Annotated in this window: 23 protein-coding genes and 1 riboswitch; of the genes, 16 read left to right on the top strand and 7 right to left on the bottom strand. The window is 35.9% G+C overall.

Translation table 11 applies throughout. The features are described from left to right. Nucleotides 1–152: 152 nt before the first annotated feature. On the bottom strand, nucleotides 153–494 hold the full coding sequence (locus tag AB1279_RS18830; protein ID WP_429760327.1) for a DoxX family protein: 342 nt from the start codon (nucleotides 492–494) through the stop codon (nucleotides 153–155). A 105-nt stretch (nucleotides 495–599) separates the two neighbouring features. On the opposite strand from AB1279_RS18830, the gene AB1279_RS18825 reads away from it, so the two are divergent. Together AB1279_RS18825 and AB1279_RS18820 are read left to right on the top strand one after the other, a co-directional pair. Then, nucleotides 600–1,310, top strand: a complete 711-nt coding sequence (locus tag AB1279_RS18825; protein WP_336483623.1) for a Crp/Fnr family transcriptional regulator — start codon at nucleotides 600–602, stop codon at nucleotides 1,308–1,310. A gap of 261 nt (nucleotides 1,311–1,571) precedes the next feature. Then, nucleotides 1,572–1,657, top strand: a riboswitch (cyclic di-GMP riboswitch). Between the two features lie 433 nt (nucleotides 1,658–2,090). After that, nucleotides 2,091–4,439 (top strand): discoidin domain-containing protein, encoded by a 2,349-nt coding sequence (locus AB1279_RS18820; protein WP_429761480.1) that lies wholly within the window; start codon nucleotides 2,091–2,093, stop codon nucleotides 4,437–4,439. A gap of 61 nt (nucleotides 4,440–4,500) precedes the next feature. Here the strand turns inward: AB1279_RS18820 and AB1279_RS18815 are convergent, their stop codons facing one another. The 3 genes from AB1279_RS18815 to AB1279_RS18805 form a co-directional block, all read right to left on the bottom strand. Next, entirely contained in the window at nucleotides 4,501–4,698 is a 198-nt protein-coding gene (locus tag AB1279_RS18815) for a DUF3955 domain-containing protein (protein WP_429760325.1), read from the bottom strand. A gap of 209 nt (nucleotides 4,699–4,907) precedes the next feature. Beyond that, entirely contained in the window at nucleotides 4,908–5,768 is an 861-nt protein-coding gene (gene prsA, locus AB1279_RS18810; protein WP_429760324.1) for a peptidylprolyl isomerase PrsA, read from the bottom strand. Nucleotides 5,769–6,067: 299 nt separating this feature from the next. Beyond that, entirely contained in the window at nucleotides 6,068–6,283 is a 216-nt protein-coding gene (locus tag AB1279_RS18805; RefSeq protein ID WP_429751582.1) for a hypothetical protein, read from the bottom strand. 89 nt (nucleotides 6,284–6,372) lie between these two features. On the opposite strand from AB1279_RS18805, the gene AB1279_RS18800 reads away from it, so the two are divergent. Further along, on the top strand, nucleotides 6,373–6,711 hold the full coding sequence (locus tag AB1279_RS18800; protein WP_429751580.1) for a DUF1878 family protein: 339 nt from the start codon (nucleotides 6,373–6,375) through the stop codon (nucleotides 6,709–6,711). A 1-nt stretch (nucleotide 6,712) separates the two neighbouring features. Here AB1279_RS18800 and AB1279_RS18795 read toward each other — a convergent pair whose 3' ends face one another. Beyond that, nucleotides 6,713–7,273 carry an HTH-type transcriptional regulator Hpr gene (locus tag AB1279_RS18795; protein WP_429751578.1) on the bottom strand — a complete coding sequence of 187 codons (561 nt, stop codon included), beginning with the start codon at nucleotides 7,271–7,273 and terminating at the stop codon, nucleotides 6,713–6,715. 330 nt (nucleotides 7,274–7,603) lie between these two features. Continuing rightward, nucleotides 7,604–7,966, bottom strand: a complete 363-nt coding sequence (locus AB1279_RS18790; RefSeq protein ID WP_429751576.1) for a YtxH domain-containing protein — start codon at nucleotides 7,964–7,966, stop codon at nucleotides 7,604–7,606. Between the two features lie 87 nt (nucleotides 7,967–8,053). Here AB1279_RS18790 and AB1279_RS18785 point away from each other — a divergent pair, with 87 nt between their 5' ends. After that, a complete protein-coding gene (locus AB1279_RS18785; protein ID WP_429760322.1) occupies nucleotides 8,054–8,245 on the top strand; it encodes a hypothetical protein in 192 nt (63 codons plus the stop codon). A 106-nt stretch (nucleotides 8,246–8,351) separates the two neighbouring features. Here the strand turns inward: AB1279_RS18785 and AB1279_RS18780 are convergent, their stop codons facing one another. Then, entirely contained in the window at nucleotides 8,352–8,786 is a 435-nt protein-coding gene (locus AB1279_RS18780) for an HIT family protein (protein WP_429760321.1), read from the bottom strand. Between the two features lie 554 nt (nucleotides 8,787–9,340). Here AB1279_RS18780 and AB1279_RS18775 point away from each other — a divergent pair. From AB1279_RS18775 to hemH, 12 genes are all read left to right on the top strand, one after another. Then, complete coding sequence (locus tag AB1279_RS18775; protein WP_429751571.1) at nucleotides 9,341–10,087, top strand: ABC transporter ATP-binding protein; 747 nt, start codon at nucleotides 9,341–9,343, stop codon at nucleotides 10,085–10,087. Next, nucleotides 10,080–11,297, top strand: a complete 1,218-nt coding sequence (locus AB1279_RS18770) for an ABC transporter permease (RefSeq protein ID WP_429760319.1) — start codon at nucleotides 10,080–10,082, stop codon at nucleotides 11,295–11,297. The genes AB1279_RS18775 and AB1279_RS18770 overlap by 8 nt, the downstream gene beginning before the upstream one ends. Nucleotides 11,298–11,334: 37 nt before the next feature. Beyond that, the gene (locus tag AB1279_RS18765; protein WP_429760317.1) at nucleotides 11,335–12,051 is read left to right on the top strand and encodes an EcsC family protein; all 717 of its coding nucleotides are present in this window, start codon (nucleotides 11,335–11,337) and stop codon (nucleotides 12,049–12,051) included. A 250-nt stretch (nucleotides 12,052–12,301) separates the two neighbouring features. Then, entirely contained in the window at nucleotides 12,302–12,778 is a 477-nt protein-coding gene (locus AB1279_RS18760) for a PH domain-containing protein (RefSeq protein WP_336483610.1), read from the top strand. Next, the gene (locus tag AB1279_RS18755) at nucleotides 12,771–14,210 is read left to right on the top strand and encodes a PH domain-containing protein (RefSeq protein WP_429761479.1); all 1,440 of its coding nucleotides are present in this window, start codon (nucleotides 12,771–12,773) and stop codon (nucleotides 14,208–14,210) included. Before AB1279_RS18760 ends, AB1279_RS18755 begins: the two co-directional genes overlap by 8 nt. Before the next feature lie 180 nt (nucleotides 14,211–14,390). After that, complete coding sequence (locus tag AB1279_RS18750; RefSeq protein WP_429760315.1) at nucleotides 14,391–14,879, top strand: DinB family protein; 489 nt, start codon at nucleotides 14,391–14,393, stop codon at nucleotides 14,877–14,879. Between the two features lie 388 nt (nucleotides 14,880–15,267). Next, nucleotides 15,268–15,759: a COG4315 family predicted lipoprotein gene (locus AB1279_RS18745; RefSeq protein WP_429760314.1), complete on the top strand. Its 492-nt coding sequence runs from the start codon at nucleotides 15,268–15,270 to the stop codon at nucleotides 15,757–15,759. Between the two features lie 158 nt (nucleotides 15,760–15,917). Further along, entirely contained in the window at nucleotides 15,918–16,460 is a 543-nt protein-coding gene (locus AB1279_RS18740) for an RNA polymerase sigma factor (RefSeq protein ID WP_429760313.1), read from the top strand. 10 nt (nucleotides 16,461–16,470) lie between these two features. Beyond that, the gene (locus tag AB1279_RS18735; protein WP_429760312.1) at nucleotides 16,471–17,208 is read left to right on the top strand and encodes an anti-sigma factor domain-containing protein; all 738 of its coding nucleotides are present in this window, start codon (nucleotides 16,471–16,473) and stop codon (nucleotides 17,206–17,208) included. A 214-nt stretch (nucleotides 17,209–17,422) separates the two neighbouring features. Continuing rightward, nucleotides 17,423–19,525 (top strand): transglycosylase domain-containing protein, encoded by a 2,103-nt coding sequence (locus AB1279_RS18730; protein ID WP_429761477.1) that lies wholly within the window; start codon nucleotides 17,423–17,425, stop codon nucleotides 19,523–19,525. Nucleotides 19,526–19,756: 231 nt separating this feature from the next. Continuing rightward, nucleotides 19,757–20,803: a uroporphyrinogen decarboxylase gene (gene hemE / locus AB1279_RS18725; RefSeq protein ID WP_429760311.1), complete on the top strand. Its 1,047-nt coding sequence runs from the start codon at nucleotides 19,757–19,759 to the stop codon at nucleotides 20,801–20,803. Between the two features lie 13 nt (nucleotides 20,804–20,816). After that, the gene (gene hemH, locus AB1279_RS18720) at nucleotides 20,817–21,752 is read left to right on the top strand and encodes a ferrochelatase (RefSeq protein WP_429760309.1); all 936 of its coding nucleotides are present in this window, start codon (nucleotides 20,817–20,819) and stop codon (nucleotides 21,750–21,752) included. Nucleotides 21,753–21,754 lie beyond the last annotated feature (2 nt).

Genomic DNA, 21,754 nt, shown 5'->3' with positions numbered 1-21,754 from the left:
AAACGGAAGAAGGTGGATGCTGTATACAACTAAAATAGCTTTGAATGGTTTGAAAACATTTTAATACATACAGCTGTTGTATTATAACCTTATTGTCGAGTCAGTGGAGGAAGTTATCCCTCCATTGACTATTATTTAAACTTCCTGTTTCCTTAAGCGAGTAGAATTGTAATAGAAAGAACAAGCATAATAAACGCATTAAGTGCCATAATGGGTTTATGCTTCGCACGGAAGAAATGAGCATACAAAGCTCCTAACATAAGGACAATAATAAGAAAAGCTGCATAGTGTAAGAATCTATCACTCCAAAAACCAATAATGATTCCTATAACCCCGATGAGCTCCAATAAGGCAATCACATTCATAAACCACATAGGGTAGCGATATTCATTCCAGTGATGAACCATTGATTTTGCACGTGAAATTTTTAGGAAAAACGATATTGAAAATATACCAATCAAAATAAATTGAATGATAATAATAACGATATTCATATGACTTCCCCCTTGATAAGATAGTAAAATACATACTTTTACATAAGAGTGTAGTATATATTATTCTAAAAATATGTAGTCGAGACTACAATGGGAGGAAAGTTCATGGATAAAATAAAATATTTATCGCGAATACGTTTATTTGATGAGCTAGAGTTAGAGGAATTAAAGAAAATTGAGCAGGATACTCCTATTGATGTAATGAAAAGAAGGACAATCATTACCTCTCCGCATATGAAGCAGCAGTTTTTATATTTAGTTAAATCAGGTAAAGTGCGTTTATATAAAGTGTCTGAAGATGGAAAAGAGCTTACACTCGACATATTAGGTGCAGGGCATGTGTTTGGAGCGGTGGGTACATTTACAACGGGATCTGAGGGTGTATATGCTGAAACATGGGAAGATTCTCTTATTTGTAAAATAGATAGAACTCAGTTTCAAAAAATTATACACGATAAACCGGACATCGCTTTAAAGTTCATAGAGATACTATCTATTCGTGTCAAGGAAATGGAAGAGCTGTTAGAGCATATGGCACATAGTAGTGCACGGAAACGATTGCTCTTTTTGCTTTACAAATTATCGGAAAAATTTGGGATAGTAGTGGAAGCTGCAGAGGATTGGAGACAGCTTGAAATTTCCATTACTCATCAAGAATTAGCAAATATGACAGGGAGTATTCGTGAAACGGTAACGGGTTTATTAAATGATTTAACACAAGAAGGCATTGTCCGAAAAGCAGCCCCGCGTAAATTATTACAAATTCACTTAGGGAGATTAATAGAAGAATTAGAAATAGGCAGTAAACGTATTTAGTAAAAGATATAGTTAGTTTAAAATTTCTACTTTAAAATGTAGTGAAAGGCAAGAAATGAAAGGGGGAAAACAGCCAGCTAATGCGGGATAAAAAAGAGAACTTCACAAGAAAGTCCTCTTTTTACAACGATAGGCCCATTTTCAAGACAATTCCACCGTTTTTAACAACGCTAAGAAAATATGAAGTAAAAAATTGATTAAAAAAGTTTAAAAATATATAAAATTATTTTTAATTTTGTTATATTCAAATTAATGGATTTTACTCGATAAAGGCAAAGTTAGTGAAAGCTAATGACGCAAAGCTATAGGGACTAAGGTGCATGCCACTATGTCAGCCAGTTGCCGAAAGGTTAGGAAACTTCCAAGTTTTACTGATGTTGGTAGTTTAATTCCCCATGCCTTTAGGTATGGGGGATTTTTTATTTTACTATTTGCGGGTAATAAGACCCTCACCTCAAGATTCCAATAGAATCATTGTCCAGCTCTAGCGGCTAGAATCTCCGGTCGTTTCGCACCTTCGGACGAGGCAAAAGGCTTCTCTCTGTCGGGTGCGCGGGCGTCCTGCAATTCTGAGCGAGCCGCTTCCGCTTTTCTTAAGAAGAAAGGTGGGGGATAACTGTCCGTAAATGCCTGATTGGGCGGGCTTTCCATTAGTGGAGAATGAAAAAAACACTGATGGAAGTTTCACTCTATGTAAGGAAGGAGGCTGCAAGGGTAATCCGTTAAACACACACACAAGGGGGGCTTATTTTGAAAAGAACTTTATCTTTCGTATTAACGATGTCACTTGTTTCAGGGAGCTTTGTTACGATTCCTTATACGAAAGTTTCAGCTGAAACGGTGTCGTTGACTCAAGAAACATTGAAACAAAAGACAGATCAGGCAATTGCAAATGGTAATTTTGAAGATCATTTGAGTTATCTTACAACATATTTAAATGAAAAGGTTGGGGCACTCACTGAAGCGAATTTGAAAAGTAAGCTTGCAGACCCAGTATTTGCAGCAGCTTTAGCTCAGTGGCAATTCATATCACAAACAGGCGCAGCAGCAATGGATGCATTCGCTAAAAAAGATGCTGCCCATCAAAATTTTCTTAGCTGGGTTATGAAAAATACAGATGTAATGAATACGTTTCTTGAAGGCGGCAGTCCAACTGGGAAGAACCCTGTAAATGCACTTGAGATATGGAATACCATATGGAATACAGATGCAGATTCTCATGAAGGATTGTATTTAAAATTAGCGATAGCTACATCGTTAGCTCATGCTGAACCCGTAAAATATTGGACAAATAATCAACCTATTAATCCATTAACGAGGTACCAATATTATAAAACAGCAGATCAAAATAATGAGTTACTTCCTGTCTTTAGAACTTATGATGTTTGGCATTTAAGATTAGTAGTGAATACTTGGTCACCAGAAGAAGATTTAACTTGGGCAAGAAACATGATTCATACGGAACATCCAGAACTTAAAAGCCAAGATAAGATAGGAAAAAGTGCATATTTGATTAAATATGTAACATATAACAAAGATGGAGTTAGCATTCAAGCTGGAAATGATAAATTCTACGGTTTAGCTTGGAATCTTTCCTCAATTTACAGAGATGGTGGAGTATGCGGTAATATTTCGAAGTTTGGTACGCAAGTCAGTCAAGCCTTTGGTGTGGCAGCTATGCCTGTTGGACAGCCTGGACATTGTGCACTCATCTGGAATGACAAACCATCTTCTTGGTATTTAGGGAATGATATATTTGGATGGGGTGAATCGGAGCGTCATGGTGGAACTGTTATTCCTTGGTCAGATGATAAATTGAAAAATCAAGTACCGTACATCTTACTATTTGAAGATGCGGAAAGTGACCCAGTAAAACTAGATCAATCAGAGCGATTACGCTGGTTAGCGAAAGCGATGACTTCATCAGATAACAAAGTTGCAATTTATAAAATAGCTACTAATATATTACCAATTAATTTCTTAGTATGGAAAGATTACGTTTCTCTCATGTTGCAAAATCCAAATGTAACGGATGAGCAGTGGCAAGAATTAAACAGCAGCATCATTGCTTCTTTTGCGAATGAGCCAAGACCGATGATGGATCTTCTTGCTCAAATAAAAAGCCAGGTTCTGAATACAGATGATAGAGCGAAGCTTCAGCAATATACTGTAAATATATTAAATGCATTTAACGCAATAACGAATGTAAATGAAAAGCAAGTAGCTAATAAAATAATAGATCAAATGCCAAGTTTAGGATTGTGCCTTGCTACTTTTAGTTTTGATGGAGTAAATGCAGGGAAATTAATGGGAATTAAACCGGATACGGAATACAGTATCGATGGGGGAAAAACGTATAAAGCTGCTACAAGCAATGATATACTTCTGAGTAATGAAGAAATAGCAGCAATCAATTCAACGAACGGTATTTTAACAAGAGTGATTGGAACAGAGCAGCCTTTATTAATTCCAATTGGAAAAGCTGGTAAAGTGAATGTTTCTGCAAATGATGATGAGAATTTAGTTTTTGGTATAGACGGTACGATGGAATTCAGCATCGATCAAGGTTCGCATTGGACAAAATATAATTCAACTGCTCCTAATTTGCCGGATTTAACAGGAAATGTAACTTTAACAGTTAGAAAATTTGCTGTTGGTTCAAACCCAGCAAGTGATGCTGTTAACTTAAAGTTTACTGATACTGCTGCAACAGGATTAATACCGCACACAAGTTTATCAGTTGCAGGTGTCTCAAGTGAGGAAATTTCAGCTGGTAATGATGCTAAAAATGCAGTTGACGGAAACGGTGCAACAATGTGGCATACGTTATGGGATGGAAGTGATAAGGCCCCATACATTACGATAAAGCTTAATGAAGTTACCAGCGTATCACAATTAACTTATGTTCCAAGACAAGATAATTGTAATCACGGGAACATAACTAGTTATAACATATACACAAGTATGGATGGAATTAATTTTACAAAGGTTGCGACTGGAACGTGGGCAAATAATAATTCTACAAAGAATGCAACTTTCAGTAAAGTAGATGCTCGGTATGTAAAGCTTGAAGTGGTAGCAGGGGATGGTGGATTTGCTTCAGCTTCAGAAATAAAATTATATCATTAATAGTTGAAAGAGAGACTGCAGCAAAAGGATTTTATGCTTTTGCTGCAGTCTCTTTTTTAGTCTATTTCTTAACTGTTTTTATTTTACTTACAAATAGACTAACGATACCGATAACTATGAATGAATAACCCATTGGCAGTAAATAAAATGGTTCAACAAGAGTACCATCAGGAGCGACTGTAGAGCCAATGGTATTAAAGCTAACAAAACATCCGATCCCTAGGAAAAATGGTATTAAAGTTAAAATATATTTTTTCATTTTAAACCTCCATATGTAGGGATTTTTTTATACAAAATAACTGCTCTGTAGTTCGTAATTATAATGTTGTCATATCGTTAGTACTATTTAAATACGTGACAAAAAGCTTACAGATCTGTAAGAGAACAAAGTTGTATATGGTGCAAACGTTCATAGTTTTAGCTCAATCCTCAAATAAAAAAAGCCCGGCATATGCCGGGCTTTTTTTATTATTTGCTAGATGTGCCTTGGTCTGCTGCTGGAGCTTTTTGAGGTTCGAAAATATCTTTTAGATCTTTATCGTTAATCTTCACATCTGCTTTTTTCACTTCTTTTGTGACAAGATCGTTCATAAATTGAGCGTCCTGCATTTTCTTGTCAGCAAGTTCGCCTTTAATACGATCTTTTTCTTGATCGAATGGTTTTAATTCTTTAATGTCAGTTACTTTGATGATATGGTAGCCAAATTGTGATTTTACAGGTTGACTAACTTCACCTTTTTTCAATTTATATGCAGCATCTTCAAATTCTTTTACCATTTTACCTGGTCCAAAGTATCCTAAGTCGCCGCCTTTATCTTTTGAACCTGTATCTTCAGAGTATTGTTTTGCTAAGTCTTCAAAAGATTTTCCTTGTGCTAGTTCAGCTTCTACTTTTTTCGCAGTTTCTTCATCTTTTACAAGGATGTGGCTTGCTTTGATTTCAGGTTTGTAATTGTCTTTTGCTTCTTTGTCTGTGATAGATTTCTTCACAGCTTCTTTCATTGCAAGTTCGCCGCGAACAGAGTCTTTTAATTGTTTCTCAGTCATACCGCTTTGTTTTAATACAGCATCAAATTGATCGCCATATTGCTTTTTGTATTCGTCATATCGTTTATTAACGTCATCGTCTTTTACTGGGTAATTTTTAACGAATACTTTCTCCATTACCATGTTACGTAAGACGTTTTTGCCGCCTTGCTGCTTCATTGCATTATAGAAATCATCTTTTGTTATATCGCCAGCTTTTGACGTTACAACTTTGTCAGAAGTGCCGCATGCTGATAATGTGAAGACACTTGTTACAGCTAGGGCAAGTATTGCTTTCTTCATGAAATAAACACTCCTACTATTATGTATTTTTTTATAGTATAAGCAATATGTACTAAAATTAATATAGCATATTTCGAGTTGTTTTCCTATTGATAAAGAAAATTTACCCATTTGTTTGGAGAGAATTGTCAGATTAGGCGATATCACCACTTTAGGTTTATTAGCATACAAAAGAAGGTGAGGGGGCTGCATTTATGATAAATCAAAAATTAATTTTATTACTTGTGTTATTTATTTTATTAGTGATAGTAGGTATAATTTGTTTATAGAGGAAAAAAGTGAGGAAGGGGTTCCCTTCCTCACTTTGCATGAAATATAATTTCTATATAACTAGAAATTAATAATATGGTAATACATACATTAATGAACCGAAAGACACCTGTTTGACGTCGATCAGACATTTGTTTTTGTTGACACAGTGTATGCGTCATAAAATTCGTGTACACTAGAACAATAAGTGCAAAAGCGATAAATATAATTGTCACGAGGAGAGTCCTCCTTTGGCGAAAATACATATAATTGAATCTATTGTATCATACGATATTTTGTTCGTGTTATAAAATTCTGAAATAGAGGAACTTGTATTAGAAAGAGAGGGAAGAAAATGGACGTTGTGAAACGCTTAGAACAAGCAGAATATTATGTATCGCTTCTTTTTAATATGATAGATGAACAAAAGTGTCCATTTTATTCTTTAATTATAAAGAAGAAAGTGATGAGACGTGATGTAGAACGTTTGTTAGCTCTTTGTGAAGAAATGAACGAGCAATATATGATCGAAAAGCAAGAAGGTTTACTTTTATTTGATGAATTGTTACATAAATTTGAAAAAGCGCTTCCACGAAGTCTCGAAGGAAAAGAGACTGCAGAAGCGCTCGAACGTCAAGGTTTATTTCAACCATTAATGCAAGAATTTATACGTATGATGGCGTTAAAATCATAATCTAAAACTTTTTAACAAGTTTTTCGTCGTGCTCTACAAAATTGTCCTCGATATTATCTAGGGATTTCTCGAAAATGTCGATAAAATCTTGCCCGTAAATATTCCGTAAAATGGCAATTAATTCGATATTTTCTGGGAATTTACCATAAAAGTTACGAAGAGCTAAAGCGCCGTTAAAGACAGAATTACTTTCAGGTTCATATTCTTCCATTAATTGCAGCAGCAATTCCTCCCCTTTATCAGTAATTTCAATGTACGTGTTTCGCTTGTCATCTTCTTTTTTTGAAAATATAAGTAAACCGCGCTCTTCTAGTTTTTTAGAGAAGTTAAAAGCCGTGGATACGTGCATCACGCCGAACTTTGCAATTTCTGAAATAGAAGCCCCTTTTAAATGATACGCAATCCATAAAATATGATGCTCATTAATGTTTAAATCGTATGGTTTAATCCATTGCTGCCAATCTTTTTCTACACATTTCCATAATGCTTTTGATAATTGTGCGATGCGTTGGCTGAAAATCATCGCTTCTTTTATCGAATAACTTTTATCCCCGTTTTTCATTCATTCACCCACTTTATACAAATCTTATTCATTAGTATCTATTATGCCAGTAAAATAAAAATTAATAAAGTCTTTTTGTTAGAATTGTTGAAATTTTTTGGAAAAGTGACAAAACAGTACAAATTCCGAGTTAATTTGTATTGATCTGTCACTTTTTTGAGTGGGCTTGGAAGCGTTTTATCATGGGACAGGGTAAAGGTTAACATAATTTTATTCTCATTTGCATGAAAAAAGGAAACTGTGTAATTGTATAAAAAAATACGGCACATGTATATCATGTGCCGTGTAAGATGAAGATAGGAATCATAAAAATTTGTTATATACGAAAAATTACGCTTTATCAGGAACAGCTTGTTGTAATTTTTCAATTGATTTTTGAATGTCTTCAATTTCTTGTTCAATATGGCGTTTGTTTTGAGAAATATCTTGTCTCCAAACAGAGAATGTTTCGTGCATATCATTTGTTAATTCTTGAATGACTTCTTTTCCTTCAGAAGCTGTTTCAATAATTTGGCGTTTTAATAATTTCGTATCTGCTGTAATATCAGATATTGTTTTCTTTATATCATTTCCTTTTTCTTTTAACTTATTTCGCATGTCTTTTCCAGATGAAGGAGTGGAAAAGAGCACAGCAAGTCCAGCGACAGCTCCGCCGCAGATGACGCCAGTTAGAAAGGATTTAGATTTTGACATAAAAAGGACCTCCTCAGTTTGTTCAACTTATCATTATACTCATGATGTGTAAAAACGTGCATATGCATAAGACAAGGGGGGAGAAAAGTGAAATGGATTACAACAATTTGTTTTATTGTCAGTCTTTTCTTTCTTGTACGAGCAATGCAATTGTTTTTTATATTAAAACAGAAAAGATCCTATCCGCCAATACTTTTGGTGAAACAACAAGCTGTTAGGATCGCTTTTATTGGCGGGGTATGTATGGTATGTACAATTTTATTGTACATACTACAATAAGGTATCTATTCAGATGAAACGGTTAGTCTGTTTTAATATGTTATATAAAAAGATGATCTGTAAAATCTGATCTTTTCAACTCATCAGTTCTGGTGAAAGTATTATACTACTTTACGCTACTTGCAATTGTGTTTGCAATGTTTTGTAACTCTTCCATTGTGTAATCACTTTGATGAGATTTCCACACCGCACCAAATCCGTCCTTTTGGCCGTAGCGTGGAATTAAATGAAGATGGAAGTGAAAGACAGTTTGTCCTGCTTTTTCTCCGTTGTTATTTAATAAGTTAAAGCCAACTGGATTGTATTCGGTTTTAATAGCGTTCGAAATTTTTGGAACGACAGAGAAAATGTGTGCAGCAATTTCTGGTGTTAACGCGAATACATCTTGTTTATGTACTTTTGGAATTACTAGTGTATGCCCTTTTGTAACTTGGCTAATATCAAGAAAAGCGAGTACATGCTCATCCTCATATACTTTTGCACAAGGAATTTGTCCCTCAATAATTTTACAAAAAATACAATTGTCTGCTGTATGATTCATATTCCTCATCCTTTCAGTGGTCTTAGCCGTATTTTAACATAATTACATAATAGAAAAAAACACGAAAAGCAGGAAGCTCATAAAGCTTCCTGCCTTCTGAAGAAGGTTTGAAAAAGCATTTCGTTTAATCTACCTTTAACAGACACCTCATTTGTTTAGGAAATGCGTGGTAATTCGACATCTACTCTGCCGTCGACACCCCATTTTCAATGAAATGATGTTGCAATCCTTCTGAAATGACTTGTTTATTTTATAAAACAGTATCTACTCTCCTCGAGACACCCCGTTTCTAAAATTAAACAATTATCTGCTTTGTGTAAACTCACTCACTTTGTCCATTATAGACACCCCATTTCATGATGATTTCGCTAGGCTGTGTTCATCACTTTTATGGTTGCTTTTTCAATGTGTTCCTTCCTCACTAATTATGATGTCCGCTTTTGTAAAAGTTATGTAAAGGAAATTTTTTCTTTTTAAAAAAGTTCGGTACTATGTAGGAGCTTTAATTTTTTGGTAAGATGATTACACATACATAAAGAAGAAAGTGGTGTCATATGGAACAATTATTGCGAGTGGAAAATGTCACAGGCGGATATACAAAGCGACCTGTATTGCAAAATATTTCATTCTCCGTTAAGAAAGGAGAACTTGTCGGTTTAATTGGTTTAAACGGTGCGGGAAAGAGTACAACAATTAAGCATATTATCGGATTGATGGAGCCGAAACAAGGTCACATTACGATTAACGGCAAGACATTAAAAGAGGATATGACAGCATATCGCTCCAGTTTCTCGTTTATTCCAGAAACACCTGTGTTATATGAGGAGTTAACATTAGAAGAGCATTTAAAACTAACGGCAATGGCGTACGGCATTAAGGAAAAAGAGTACGAAGAACGCGTAGAAAAACTGTTGAAAGAGTTTCGCATGAAGAATCGTTTGAAGTGGTTTCCAGCTCATTTTTCAAAAGGGATGAAACAAAAAGTAATGATTATGAGCGCTTTTTTAGTACAACCTTCTCTATATATTGTTGATGAACCGTTTGTTGGATTGGATCCGTTAGCGATTCAATCGCTTTTACAAATGATGGATCAAATGAAAAAAAGCGGTGCTGGCATTTTAATGAGTACACACATTTTAGCAACAGCAGAACGTTATTGTGATTCGTTCATTATTTTGCATCAAGGTGAAATTCGTGCGCAGGGCACACTTGAAGAACTGCAAAAGCAGTTTAATATGCCGAGTGCGACGCTTGATGATATTTACATTGCACTAACGAAGGAAGAAGATGCTGATGAATAGTAAAGAGTTATGGAGAGAACGGTTTCGTCATTTTTTAAAAGAAATTCGTACATATAGTAAATATGTGTTTAATGATCATTTAAAATTTATTTTTGTATTTATCATCGGTGCGGGTGCGTATTATTACCAACAATGGTTACAAACATTGACACCTTCATTTCCAGCAGCATTTGTTATAGCAGTTCTACTAGGACTTGTATTAACAGCAGGATCAATTCAAACATTATTAAAAGAAGCGGATCTTGTGTACTTACTTCCGGTAGAGGAAAAATTAAAAGCATATTTCACAAAAGCTTTTCAATTTACGTTTATCATCCAGCTGTATATGATAGCGATGGCAAGTGCAGCGCTTGCTCCGCTCTATTTCCAGCAGATGAAACAATCCGGAGCAACATACATCGTAATTGTGCTCGCTATTGTGTTAAGTAAGGCTTGGAATTTATTTGTCACCTGGGAGAAGTCTTATATGATGGATAACCGTATGCATCTCATTGACTGGCTGATCCGTTTTGTTCTTAACTTTTTCTTTGTTTATTTCCTTGTAGCGCGCGCTTCTGTGATTTATATGGGAGCAATCGTCTTTGCAATGGTGGTTTATCTTGTATTTTTGCATCAGAAAGTAAAAGGAAAACCGCTAAACTGGGAATACTTAATTGTAGAAGAAGGAAAGAAAATGTTATTGCTATACCGCATTGCCAATATGTTTGTCGATGTGCCCGCGTTAAAGGAACGTGTATCACGCCGAAAATGGCTTGATTTTATTCTTACTATCGTATCAGAAAAACGAACCTATTTATTCTTATTCGTACGCACGTTTTTACGCTCAGGAAATTATTTTGGGCTGTATGTTCGTTTACTTATAATTGGTGGCTTGATTTTATACTTTGTTCCATTTCTATATGCACGTCTTATTGTAAGTGTCGTGTTTTTATATTTAATCGGCTATCAGTTGTTAAGTCTATGGAAGCACCATCGTTTAAAGCTATGGCTTGATTTATATCCTGTTTTAGAGGAAGAAAAGATGAAGGACTTTCTTGCGTTATTATGTGTTTTGCTTTGCGTAGGTGGCGTCATTTTCACTGTGTTATTTGCGCTCGCAACGAAGGATATGATGATGACAGGACTTGTATTTCTTGAAAATATGTTATTTAGTTTTGGATTTGTATATCGATACGGGGCAATGCGCTTAAAAAAATTATCACGCATGTAATGCGTAGCTTTCACTGTATAGGGAAAGGAAGAAAAGTATGACTGAATATGAACAGAAGGTCATCTTAGAATTACAACAGTGGAAAAGAAAAATTATAAAAAACTCTTCCGCAATGACACGTTTTTCAAAAGCAATGCAAACGAAAGTGCAACAATTCATTCCAGCAAAAGTGCAAACCATACTGACAGAAACGATTAAAACGATGGTGCAAGGAATTAGTATTGGCTCAAATTTTATCAAACCGAAGTTAAAAGAAACGAATTGGTCATTGCAAAGAAGAGATGAAGAAGTGCGAAAGAAGATTGATGAGTATAAAAAGATTGCTGCAGCAGAAGGAGCTGGGACAGGAGCAGGTGGTTTCTTACTGGGACTCGCTGACTTCCCGCTTTTGCTTAGCATTAAAATTAAATTTTTGTTTGATGCGGCAACGCTGTATGGCTATGATACGAGTAAAAAAGAAGAACGGTTATTCATCCTTCATGTATTCCAACTCGCCTTCTCAAGTGATGATCATCGAAAAGAAATATGGAAGGCCATTGAGACGTGGGATACGAATATAGAAAATCATATTGATTGGGAGAAATTTCAGAAAGAATATCGGGATTATATTGATTTAGCTAAAATGCTGCAGCTTGTGCCGGTCATCGGTGCACCGGTGGGGGCATATGCGAACTACCAACTTTTGCAGAGGCTCGGTGAAGTGACGATGAATTGCTATCGATTGCGATTCTTGCAGCAACAAGGAATGATGTAACGTGAAAAACTTTCGTACTTTATATAGATGCGAAAGTTTTTTTGTATTCATTCCGCTATTCGTGGGCTTTCTATCAGTGGGGGATGAAGAACCCCAGCACTGATGGAAGTTTCACTTCATTTAAAGGAAAAGATTTCCTTTAAATAGCTTGTTTTCCAATTGTGTTTTTAATATGATTAATACAGCTTGGTAACTAAAATGGTAGAATCATAGAAAAAGATGTACTAGATTATAAAGTAGAGGTGAAACGATGCAACCATTAGAAAATCAAATTCATTCCAGCATGGTACGAGTATGGCAAATTAACTCGCTCATTACATCTGGAATCGGTCTTATTATTACAATAGCTTATTTTATATTTATGATGAAATTCGATTGGACAGGCTGGATATTCGGTGCGCTTGTAATAGGGCTACTTGCATATGCACCGCTCGGTTATCTTGTATTTCCGAGTTTACGTCAGCGTTATCATAGCTATCAGTTAAATGAAGAAGAGATGGAAATTCAACATGGAATGTTCGTTGTTAAACGTGTATTAGTGCCAATGATTCGTATTCAACACGTAACGATTGAACAAGGTCCAATCATGCGCAAATTTGGGCTAACGGAATTAAAAGTATCTACAGCTGCAATGACGCACGGTATTCCTGGTTTAACAATGAGAGAAGCTGAACAGTTAAAACGTCAAATTTCTGAACTAGCGAAGGTAAGTGATGAAGATGTTTAAGAGGCAACATCCGATTACTATTTTATTCGAATTAAAGATTAAAGAGCTTCTGCCAACATTTATACTTCTCTTTAGTACGAAAGGTAAATTTCCATTTTGGTATTTACTTCCGTTTGGGATTTTCGCGTTTACCATTCTTTCTACTATAATTGAATGGTATTACAAAGTGTATTGGATTGAAAATAATACGCTGCATATTAAACATGGATTATTTGTGAAAAAAGAAAGCTACTTAAATAAAGAGCGTGTGCAAACAATTAACACAAGCTCCAATATGGTCTATCAATTGTTAGGTTTAACGAAATTAAAGATTGAAACGGCTGGTGGAGGCCATGAACCAGAAGTAAGCTTGGCAGGGATTACAAATGATGAGGCAAAGCATTTAATTTCTCTTCTAAATGAAGAAGCGAAATTAGAAGGACAATTCTCAGAAGACAATGGTGAACCCACAAAAGAAACAAATACAACTGTTTATAAACTAACAATCAAAGAAATTCTTCTTGCCTCTGTTACATCAGGTCAGTTTGGATTATTATTTTCGTTTTTCTTCTTATTTGCCCAAGAGTTAAAGGACTATATTCCACAAAGTATAATCGATACAGTCGAAAAATATGTGAAAAATAGTGATATGTACGGCTGGATGTATATGGCCGCTACTTTAATTGTTTTGTCATGGATTATTTCAACATTTGCATATGCATTTAAACATGCGAATTTTACTGTTTATCGAAGAGGAGAGGAAATTCGTATTTCACAAGGTTTATTTGAGAAAAAGGAACTTGTGTTAAAGGTGCATCGAATCCAAGCTATTACAATTAAAGAGGCTCTGCTTCGACAACCGTTCGGTTATTGCTCTGTTCATGTAGAAGTGATTCAAAGCGTTGGAAAACATGAGATGAATGTTACGCTGCATCCCCTGATGAGAAAAAAGGATGTCGAGCAATTATTGGAGCACTTGCAATTACCATACAAATTAGAGGAGCATTTCACACATTTACCAAAAGCAGCAATGCGCCGTTATCTTGTCTATAGCTGGATGATTTGCATGATATTTGTAATACCAATTGCAGGAGCTAGTATATACTTTGAACGGTATATAGGGTTATTTGTATTAATTCCATTGTTTATGATTTTTACAGCTCTTGGATATGGTAAATTTAAAACAGGTGGATACGCGCTAGAGCCGAACCAGCTCACAATTGTATATCGCGGCATTGCTAAATATACAGGCCTAGTGAGAAAAAGACATATTCAATCGATGAAGAAAAGTCAGCATTACTTTCAACAGAAAGATCAATTGTGTACGTATATGTTTGCGGTTGCATCATCAGGTGCTGGTCGACATTATGAATTAAAGCATGTGAGATTAGAAGATGCGGATAAGATGCATAGTTGGTATAAACAAAAAGATGGAAAAATAATTGTAGGCTGAAAAATAAAGTGAAAAAGAAGGTAATCATCTATTATATGTAGATGGTTATCTTCTTTTTTGTTTCCATAGATCATAAGGGTAAGAGTGAAGACGAAATAGATATAGATTACTTGTTAGAAGGGTTAGGACATAAGGTGTGGAATAAAATAAGTTTCTTAAACAAATAAAGGGGTGTATATTATGCATAAAAACGAATATGAATGGGTCAGACAAACTCGAGCAGTACTTCTTGACTTTTGTAGAGAACTAGAACCAAATGACTTTACTCGCCAGATGGGGTTCGGTTGGCAAAGTGTGCGAGATACAATAGTACACGTAGCAGACTGTTATAACGCTTGGCTCGGCTCATTTATTTTATTGAAAACGAAGAAGCCCCTCACTGCAAAGGAAGATCTGCAACAACTTGGTTTGAACGAAATAAAAGCACGCTTTGAACATGTAGATTCTCTTGTAAATGAAGTATTTGAAGTACTTAAACATCACATGGATGAGCCGATTCAGAGGGAGATTCCTTGGAGACAAGGAGGAGAAATGTTATCAATCACACCTGGTAAATTACTAACGCATGCAATCACTCACGAATTCCATCACAAGGGACAGATTGTAGCTATGATACGCCAGATGGGGTATGAACCTCCAAACACAGATGTGTTAGGAACGAATGATTAGAGAGAATACATGTGGTGTTTCGTTTGTTGAAAACAGAAAATAAAAAGCATGGCACCAACATATGTGAGGCTGTTTTTAAACAGTCTTTTTTGTTTGTGATACAACAGAGCAAAAATATGTACTCTCCTTTGTTTTTTCATCCTCTACTGATAGAAAGCATTTGTCAATCGGGTTTTTACGGGCAGTTAACATCCACCTATCTTCTTCGCTTGTTTCTGAATCTTGAGGCGGGGGTCTTACTGTCCGCAAATAGCGGGATAAATTGGATAGAGTTAGAAAGAGATGTAAGCAGAAAGGGAGGCTTGCATTTTTTTTATTTTCTATCAAACCAATCAAACCTTTCTATCGTTACCTTACATATAAATAAAAAATTAAAGGAGGAGTCAGTATGAAAGTCTGGCAATGTGTTGTGTCCATATTAGCGAGTCTATTTTTATTAACAGCATGTAATAGCGATAAGAAAGAAGAGGCTCAAAGTAAGAAATCAAGTGTAGAAAACGCGATTGAAGTTAGTAGTAAGAAAGATGAATCTCCTAGTTTACAATTATTAGAGAACGATAAGGTTGGAAAATACTTAGCAGATTCAAACGGGAAGACACTCTATTATTTTATAAAAGATACAGCTAAGGTAAGTAATTGTAATGGTGAATGTGTAAAGCTTTGGCCGCCATTTGTTGCAAAAGATTTTGAAGTGCCAAAAGGATTTGATAAAAAAGACTTTGTTACGATAACAAGAGAAGATACGAAAGAACAACAAGTAACGTATAAAGGCTATCCCCTTTACTATTTTGCGAATGATAAATCAAAAGGAGATATAAATGGACAAGGGGTTAAGGATATATGGTTTGTGCTGAATAGTGAAACCACATTTAAACAGTGATGAAGTGAAACTTCCATCAGTGGGGTCTTCGGGATCAATATTCTGTTAAAAGGAGCGACCAGTGTTGTTGGTGGTTCCTATTTTTCTTCCTGAATTATATAATTAAACAAATTATGAATTATCAGAAATAAACGAAAAAACAGGGAGTGCAGGTGAGAATGAAAGAAAAAAATGATTATGAGTTAATGCAATTAGTAAGAAGAAACCATCGTCCTGCATTAGAAGAACTATATGAACGATATATTAAGCTGATATATAGTTTCGCTTTTAAATTTTTCCAAGGGAATGAAGAGCAAACAAAAGAAGTCGTTCAATTAGTGTTCTTAAAACTTTGGACAACGAAAAGTATGTATAACCCTTCAAAAGGTGAGTTCGTAAATTGGTTACTTACGATTACGAGGAATATATGTATTGATTATGTCCGAAAAGAAAATAAAGAACTTACGTATAGGAAGTTTGATGATGCTGAAAAACCTATGCATATAGCAGATTCAGATAATCAAATCGAGAAAAAGTTGCACAGTGTTGAAATTCAAAAGGCAAAACAGAATTTGTCTACGTCTCAAAAAAGATTAATCGACTTATTATATTGGAAAGGTTATTCCCTTAGTGAGATTGCTAAAATGGAAGATGAACCATTGGGAACTACGAAAAGTCGTCTTCATCAATCTTTAAAGCAATTAAAAAAATATCTAGATTAGAGGGGATAGTATGGAGAGAGAATGTGAGCATTTATTATCTTACGTTACGAATACATTTGATGATAGAGAACAAAGAAAGTTTCAAGAACATGTAAAGGCATGCCCGAAATGTCAAGCTGAGTATCCATCAATGCAGGCAGCTTGGGAAGCGCTGCATTTCGACTTTGAGGAGAAAGAAGTACCAGAAACATTAAAAGCTGAAGTGTTTGATTTTGTATTTGCACACGAACAAACGAATGAAGATAACAGAGTAACAACGAAATGGAAAGAATGGACGGCTTTACTAAAAAAACAATTTACACCGTTAACAACAGTATTACTAGTAACAATGTTAGTGATTACAGTGGCATTAACAATCGAAAATTCGCAATTAAAAATACAACCTTTAGTGAAGCATGAATCGAACGGTAATCCAATTGAAGTAATTTCTACTCGTCCATTAGTATCAACCGATCAAAACCATGAAAATGCAAAGGGGTATATGTTTGTTATACAACAAGGAGATAAGAAAAAATTAGTTGTACAAGCTGATCATTTGCCACAAGTAAGAAATTCAGAAGTGTATCAAGTTTGGTTATTAAAAGATGGAGAAAGAAAAAACGCTGGAATATTTAAGCCAGATGAAACTGGTTCAGGACTTCTGACATATGAAATTTCACAAAAACAGTCCTTTGATAACATCGGTATTACACTTGAACCGGATTCGAATAGTACGAAACCTCTTGGCAAAAAGATACTAGGAACGTAACACGTACATTACAGTGAATTTAATTTTCTTATGAAGTGAAACTTCCATTAGTGAGGGATGAAGAAAACCTCCATTGATGGAAGTTTCATTTTATTTTTCTTCATTGTCCCAAGACCTGTAAAAAACTTCGAAGATTATACATAAAGGGTATGTTTTTTCAAATAATAAACGTACCATCATTTGGAAAGAAGGGTGAGGCGTGAAGAATATAAAGATGTTTCTCATTGGCTTTGTTTCAATTTTTATATTTGCAATTGTTCTATATAAACTGATTGTATTTGCTGGTGGTTATATGATGGATGAAAAACGTCTTGTATTTCACTCTTCATCACGTATCGTTAATCAGCAAGGTAAAGAAATCACGAAGCTTTACGTGGAAAATCGAGAATTGGTACATATTGAAGATATCCCCACATTTGTTCAACAATCGTTTTTAGCTGTTGAAGATTCAAGTTTTTATAAACATCATGGTATTGATTTTTCTTCTATTATACGAGCACTTTATAAAGATATTTTAGCTGGAGAGAAAGTGGAAGGCGGGAGTACGATTACACAGCAGCTTGTGAAAAATGTTTTTTTGTCACATGAAAAAACGTGGTTCCGTAAAATAAAGGAAGTTGCCATTGCGTTTCACTTGGAGCAAAAATATACGAAGCAGCAGATTTTAGAAATGTATTTAAATCATATTTATTTTGGGCACGGGGCATATGGCATTCAAGCAGCTGCAAAATTTTATTTTAATAAAGACGCGCAGCAGTTAACGGTTGAAGAAGGGGCGATGCTTGCTGCTCTTCCGAAAGCGCCGAATAGCTATTCTCCGTTTTTGCATCCTGAAAAAAGTAAGGAGCGCCGGGATTTAATTTTATCATTAATGCATAAACAAGGATATTTATCAGCAGAAGAAACGGTTCGTTATCAAGGAAAAACGATTGCTCTTCATACAAATCGAAATGAACGAGAGCTTGCTTATATGCCATATATCGATATGGTGGTCGATGAAGCAGCTCGTACGTATGGATTATCTCATCAAGAAGTCTTGCGCGGAGGATATACATTTGTTGTTGCGATGGATGACAAAATGCAAAAGGTAGCGTATGAACAATTGCAAAATGTCCGTAATTTTCCAATGCAAGACGATGAGATGCAAGGTGCTGTTCTCTTAATGGATAGTAAAACAGGCGGGATAAGAGCCGCAGTTGGAGGAAGGCATTACATAGCACGCGGGTTAAATCGAATTTACGCAAAGCGTCAGCCAGGATCTGTATTAAAGCCGCTTCTCGTATTTGCACCAGCACTGGAAACGAAAAAATATACACCGTATTCTTTATTAACAAATGAGCAAAATTCCTTTGATGGCTATGAACCGCGTAATTACAATGATCAATATTCAAAAGAAGTAACAATGTATGATGCGCTGCTAGAATCGGCAAATGTCCCAGCTGTCTCTCTTCTGCATGAAATTGGGGTCGAAGAAGGAAAGCGATATTTAGAAAAAGGGGATATTTATATTCCTGAACATGGTCTTAGTACTGCGCTTGGCGGTTTAAAAGAAGGGGTTTCGCCATTTGAACTTGTGAAAATGTATCGTGCATTTGGAGCAGGTGGTAAAATCGTTGAACCGCATGTCATTGAGAAGGTGTTGAACCGACACGGAGAAATGATTGGACAAGCAACAGGCAAAGAAATAAAAATTTTTTCTAAGCAAACTGCTTGGTATATGACAAAAATGCTTGAAGGTGTTGTGAAAGAAGGGACTGCACAAGATGGTGTATATAAAGGGGCACTTGCTGGGAAAACGGGAACAACTTCTTTGCCAAATCAAGAGGACGGAGCAAGAGATGTTTGGTTTGTTGGGTATACACCAAATTTAGTTGGAGCTGTTTGGATGGGATACGACCGCACTGATGACAAACATTATGTGCGAGGGAGCAGTGCCTATCCAACAAAACTATTTAAAACAATTTTAGCAAAAGTAAATGTACAAGATGAAAAGAAATTTGTACAGCCACGTGGTGTTGAAACAATTGGGATGCCGATTCGCTTAAGTAAAGTGGATGGTTTAGAAGCTAAGTTAACGTTTACCCCGCTTGGTTTGTTTACAGCAAAGCTAACATGGAATCAACTTCCTGATAAGAGAGTTCAATATCGAATTTATAAAATAGACAATGGGAAAGCCAATCATATAGATACAGTAACGGGAAAAGGTGAATATGAAGTAAAGTTTATGAACGTTTTTAAAGCACCTCGTTTTTATGTTGTACCATTTAATCCGCAAACGAATCGAGAAGGAGAAAAAACAAAAGAGGTTAAGCCGTAAATTCAGCTTGTGCTATAATGAAAATGTTCCGAAAAAAGAAGGGATTTAACATATTTTTGTGTCAATTTCATGAACATCGTACATAATGTTGTACATTTTGTTTTTACAGATTTATATTAAGAAAAGATAAAGTGAAACTTCCCTTAGTAGGGGGGTTACTGCCCTCGAATAGCGGGATAAAAAAAGGATAGGGTTCGTTAGCTGCATTAGAAAAGAAGGGGGAACAAGATTTTGGTACGACAAATCAATGAAACATTTTTACAAGCATGCAGAGGAGAGCGCACGGATTATGTCCCAGCATGGTATATGCGCCAAGCGGGTCGTTCTCAGCCAGAATACAGAAAGATTAAAGAAAAGTATTCTTTGTTTGAAATTACACATCAGCCAGAGCTTTGTGCTTATGTAACGAAGCTGCCTGTTGATCAATATAACGTTGACGCTGCTATTTTATATAAAGATATTATGTCACCGCTTCCAGCGATTGGTGTGGATGTAGAGATTAAATCAGGAATTGGGCCTGTGATTGATAATCCTATTCAATCGCTGCAAGATGTAGAAAAATTAGGAGAAATTCATCCTGAAGATGATGTTCCATATGTATTAGATACGATTCGCTTATTAACAACGGAAATGCTTGATGTTCCGCTAATCGGATTTTCAGGAGCACCGTTTACATTAGCAAGTTATATGATTGAAGGCGGGCCGTCTCGCAATTATCATAAAACGAAAGCGTTTATGTATGCAGAGCCAAAAGCGTGGTTTGCGCTAATGGACAAGCTTGCAGATATGACGATTACGTATTTAAAAGCGCAAATTCATGCTGGTGCAAAAGCAGTCCAAATTTTCGATTCTTGGGTTGGGACAGTAAATGTTGCGGATTACCGCTTATATATTAAACCAGCAATGGAGCGTATTTTCACAGAGCTTCGTCCTATGAATGTACCGCTTATTATGCACGGCGTTGGAGCGAGTCATTTAGCAAATGAATGGCATGACTTGCCGCTTGATGTTGTTGGTCTGGACTGGCGCCTGCCGATTGAAGAAGCGCGTGCTCGCGGTATTCAAAAGGCCGTTCAAGGAAATCTAGATCCATCTATTTTACTTGCACCGTGGGATGTGATTGAAGCGCATGTAAAAGCGATTTTAGACCAAGGAATGAAACAGCCGGGATACGTATTTAACTTAGGGCATGGTGTTTTCCCAGAGGTAAATCCAGAGACGTTAAAACGTATGACTGTATTCATACACGACTATTCAAGAGAACAGTTGGTGAAGTAAAGGAGAAGCCCGCATGAAAAAGAAAATCGGTTTACTTGTGATGGCATATGGAACGCCTTATAAAGAAGAAGATATTGAACGTTACTATACACACATTCGCAGAGGAAGAAAGCCAAGTACTGAAAGCTTAGAAGAATTAACAGAACGCTACCGAGCAATCGGCGGCATTTCTCCTCTAGCAAAGATTACGCTTGAACAAGCAACAAAATTAGAAGCGTATTTAAATGAAATGCAAGACGAAGTAGAGTTTAAAATGTATCTCGGTTTAAAACATATTGAGCCGTTTATTGAAGATGCTGTGAAGAATATGCACGAAGATGGAATTACAGATGCAATTGCCCTTGTTCTTGCACCGCATTATTCTACTTTCAGCGTAAAATCCTATGTAGGAAGAGCGCAAGAAGAAGCAGAAAAGCTTGGCGGCCTGCAAATTCACGGTATTGATAGTTGGTATAAAGAACCGAAATTTATCGATTACTGGGTGAACCAAGTGAAAGCAACATATGAAACAATGACAGCTGATCAGCGTGAAAAAGCTGTTCTTATCGTATCAGCACATAGCTTGCCAGAGAAAATCATTGCGCTTGGTGATCCGTATCCAGAACAATTAAATGAAACGGCTGATTATATTGCGCGCGGAGCTGAAGTGGAAAATTATGCAGTAGGCTGGCAAAGTGCCGGTAATACACCAGACCCATGGATTGGACCAGACGTGCAAGATTTAACACGTGAATTGCATGAGAAATATGGATACACTTCTTTTGTATATGCACCTGTTGGATTTGTTGCAGATCATTTAGAAGTACTGTATGACAATGATATTGAATGTAAAATTGTAACAGAAGAAATAAATGCAAATTATTATCGTCCAGAGATGCCAAATGCAAGTGCTGCATTTATTGCTTGTTTAGCAGATGTTGTTATGAAAAAGTGGAGTGCAGTTTCATAAAG

Source organism: Bacillus sp. S14(2024) (assembly GCF_050473785.1).
Taxonomy (GTDB): domain Bacteria; phylum Bacillota; class Bacilli; order Bacillales; family Bacillaceae_G; genus Bacillus_A; species Bacillus_A yunxiaonensis.
Note: the sequence above shows the minus strand (reverse complement) of the source record. Positions and strands in the feature narration are given on the sequence as shown.

Excerpts from the sequence above, each read along its gene's own strand:
- AB1279_RS18830 (WP_429760327.1), bottom strand. The coding sequence starts at position 494 with ATGAATATCGTTATTATTATCATTCAATTTATTTTGATTGGTATATTT.
- AB1279_RS18825 (WP_336483623.1), top strand. The coding sequence starts at position 600 with ATGGATAAAATAAAATATTTATCGCGAATACGTTTATTTGATGAGCTA.
- AB1279_RS18820 (WP_429761480.1), top strand. The coding sequence starts at position 2,091 with ATGTCACTTGTTTCAGGGAGCTTTGTTACGATTCCTTATACGAAAGTT.
- AB1279_RS18815 (WP_429760325.1), bottom strand. The coding sequence starts at position 4,698 with ATGAAAAAATATATTTTAACTTTAATACCATTTTTCCTAGGGATCGGA.
- prsA (WP_429760324.1), bottom strand. The coding sequence starts at position 5,768 with ATGAAGAAAGCAATACTTGCCCTAGCTGTAACAAGTGTCTTCACATTA.
- AB1279_RS18805 (WP_429751582.1), bottom strand. The coding sequence starts at position 6,283 with ATGTATTTTCGCCAAAGGAGGACTCTCCTCGTGACAATTATATTTATC.
- AB1279_RS18800 (WP_429751580.1), top strand. The coding sequence starts at position 6,373 with ATGGACGTTGTGAAACGCTTAGAACAAGCAGAATATTATGTATCGCTT.
- AB1279_RS18795 (WP_429751578.1), bottom strand. The coding sequence starts at position 7,273 with ATGAAAAACGGGGATAAAAGTTATTCGATAAAAGAAGCGATGATTTTC.
- AB1279_RS18790 (WP_429751576.1), bottom strand. The coding sequence starts at position 7,966 with ATGTCAAAATCTAAATCCTTTCTAACTGGCGTCATCTGCGGCGGAGCT.
- AB1279_RS18780 (WP_429760321.1), bottom strand. The coding sequence starts at position 8,786 with ATGAATCATACAGCAGACAATTGTATTTTTTGTAAAATTATTGAGGGA.
- AB1279_RS18775 (WP_429751571.1), top strand. The coding sequence starts at position 9,341 with ATGGAACAATTATTGCGAGTGGAAAATGTCACAGGCGGATATACAAAG.
- AB1279_RS18770 (WP_429760319.1), top strand. The coding sequence starts at position 10,080 with ATGAATAGTAAAGAGTTATGGAGAGAACGGTTTCGTCATTTTTTAAAA.
- AB1279_RS18765 (WP_429760317.1), top strand. The coding sequence starts at position 11,335 with ATGACTGAATATGAACAGAAGGTCATCTTAGAATTACAACAGTGGAAA.
- AB1279_RS18760 (WP_336483610.1), top strand. The coding sequence starts at position 12,302 with ATGCAACCATTAGAAAATCAAATTCATTCCAGCATGGTACGAGTATGG.
- AB1279_RS18755 (WP_429761479.1), top strand. The coding sequence starts at position 12,771 with ATGTTTAAGAGGCAACATCCGATTACTATTTTATTCGAATTAAAGATT.
- AB1279_RS18750 (WP_429760315.1), top strand. The coding sequence starts at position 14,391 with ATGCATAAAAACGAATATGAATGGGTCAGACAAACTCGAGCAGTACTT.
- AB1279_RS18745 (WP_429760314.1), top strand. The coding sequence starts at position 15,268 with ATGAAAGTCTGGCAATGTGTTGTGTCCATATTAGCGAGTCTATTTTTA.
- AB1279_RS18740 (WP_429760313.1), top strand. The coding sequence starts at position 15,918 with ATGAAAGAAAAAAATGATTATGAGTTAATGCAATTAGTAAGAAGAAAC.
- AB1279_RS18735 (WP_429760312.1), top strand. The coding sequence starts at position 16,471 with ATGGAGAGAGAATGTGAGCATTTATTATCTTACGTTACGAATACATTT.
- AB1279_RS18730 (WP_429761477.1), top strand. The coding sequence starts at position 17,423 with ATGTTTCTCATTGGCTTTGTTTCAATTTTTATATTTGCAATTGTTCTA.
- hemH (WP_429760309.1), top strand. The coding sequence starts at position 20,817 with ATGAAAAAGAAAATCGGTTTACTTGTGATGGCATATGGAACGCCTTAT.